Consider the following 2,089-nt stretch of genomic DNA (forward strand, 5'->3'; position numbering starts at 1 on the left):
GGGCGCCGGTCAGCCGCTCGGTGGCCTCGCCCAGACTCAGCCCGGCCACGATGGTGTCCGCCGTGCCGTCGTCCAGCCGCAGTACGTGGCCCGCCGGCATCCCGGGCACCGGCTCCAGGCTCTCCCCCGGGGCCAGGGCGTGCATGAGCGGCCCGGCCCCGTAGCGGGCGACACCGTCCACGGCCACCAGCCGGATGTCCTTGTCACGGGCGTCGACGAGGGAGGTGTACGGGTCGCCGTCGGTGCCGGCGACGACGACGAGGTCCGCGCGCATCCCCGCGCCGAGCGACCCGAGGGCCGCCTCCCAGCGCAGGATGCGGGCCGCGTCCCGGGTGACCATGGCGACCAGCTCCCGGTCGTCGAAGACGGATCCGGCGGCGGTGGACGCCAGCCGGGCCGCCTTGAGCTCGCCGAGCAGCCCCTTGCTGCCCGACACCGACCAGTCCGAGCCGAGGCCCATCAGCACACCGGCCTGTTTGGCGGCGGCGATGTCGGCGGTCTTCCCGTACAGCAGGAGGTTGGAGAGCGGCGACCACACCATGGAGCCGCCGTGATCGGCCAGGACGGTGAAGTCGTCGGCGCTCAGGCCGGTGCAGTGGATGCCCACCAGGTTCTCGGTGATGGCCCACTTGCCGGGCTGGAACTGAAGGGCCCGGAAGTGGGCCCGGGCGGCCTCGTCGGTGCCTTCGGCCAAGTGCAGCAGAAGCCGGTGCGGCTGCTGGAGCCGGGCCAGGAACTTCTCGGCGTCCTTCGCCTCCACGTCGGCGATGCGCGAGGCAGCCTCGGGGAGGTCGGGCGTGTCGGTCTGTTCGACGTTGCGGACGATGCCGCGGTACATCCGGCGGGCGCCCGCGTTGCTGAACAGGGCGATGCCCTGGCTGGTCGTGGTGCCGTTGACCAGTGCCTTCGCCTCCACGTACCGCACGACGGCGGGCATCAGACGGGGGTCCTGGCCGAGCACCTTCATCGGGCCGGTGACCAGCGTGCGGTAGGCGGGGTTGCCGCTGCCGCCCCACTGCGCGCGGTTGCCGTACCGCTTGGGCACCTGCCACAGCGGCAGCACGTCGTACGGCAGGTGGTTGTGGAGTTCGATCAGCCCCGGGTAGACCGAGCCCCGCGTGTCGAGCGGGGTCACGCCCGCGAAGCCGGGCGGGGCGGGGGCGCCGGCCGGCAGCACCGCCTCGATGAGGGCGCCGGCCACGTAGAGGACACCGTCGTCGAGCACGGTGTCCGAGGCGTCGAGGGTGACGATCCGGCCGCGCAGGGCGAACCGGCCGGTATCCGGGACGTCTGCTCCGGGCGACATACGGGCCTCCCTTCTCGTCCTCCCGAGGAGGTAAGGATGAACACCGCATATCGGATGAACATCACTTAATAGACACCATGCCGTAATGTCATCCTCTGATCACCTTCTGTCATGACTGATCGCCCGCATGGAGTAGGAGTCCGAATGCAGCCCTTCGACCCCGGTTACGCGCAGGAGCCGTACGCCGCGCTCGTGCGCGACTACCCCGGCCCCGAGGTCTATCCGGCCACCGACTTCCGCGTGGAGTGGGGCCCGGTCTTCCACCGCGGGCGGCTCGACGGCACGGCCCGCGTGCTGGTCGTCGGACAGGACCCGGCGGCCCACGAGGCGATCACGCGCCGCATCCTCGTCGGCACCGCCGGCCGCCGCTTCCAGGGTTTCCTGGCCAAACTCGGCGTCGACACCGGCTATGTGATGGTCAATACGTTCCTGTACAGCGTGTACGGGCAGCACGGCGGCAACGCGCACGCCCGGGACGAGCACATCGCCGCGTACCGGCACCGCTGGCTGGACGCGATCGTCGCCCACCAGCCCATCGAGGCCGTGATCGCCCTGGGCGGCCTCGCGGACACCGCGTTCCACACCTGGCGCGAGACCGCTTCAGGCGCCGCGTACACCGGCGCGTACCAGCACATCCTCCATCCCACCTACCCCGACAGCGCGGCGGGCTCCGGGACCGACCCCGCGGTGGCCATGGCGAAGCTGCTGACGAACTGGAACAGCGCGCTCGACGCCCTGCACGGCACGGTCACGCCCGACGCCGCCCGCCCCCTCGTCCACTAC

2 protein-coding genes are annotated in these 2,089 nt (G+C 71.6%); one reads left to right on the plus strand and one right to left on the minus strand.

Going from position 1 to position 2,089, the window contains the following annotated elements; translation table 11 throughout:
• The coding region (locus ACJA3G_RS35685) for an amidohydrolase family protein (protein WP_406557181.1) at positions 1-1,306 on the minus strand (1,306 nt) is incomplete at its 3' end.
• 144 nt (positions 1,307-1,450) lie between these two features.
• On the opposite strand from ACJA3G_RS35685, the gene ACJA3G_RS35690 reads away from it, so the two are divergent.
• Positions 1,451-2,089: uracil-DNA glycosylase family protein (locus tag ACJA3G_RS35690; protein ID WP_406557182.1), on the plus strand; the 639-nt coding region annotated here is incomplete at its 3' end.

The sequence above is a fragment of the Streptomyces sp. YS-3 genome, assembly GCF_045257485.1.
In the GTDB taxonomy this organism is placed as follows: domain Bacteria; phylum Actinomycetota; class Actinomycetes; order Streptomycetales; family Streptomycetaceae; genus Streptomyces.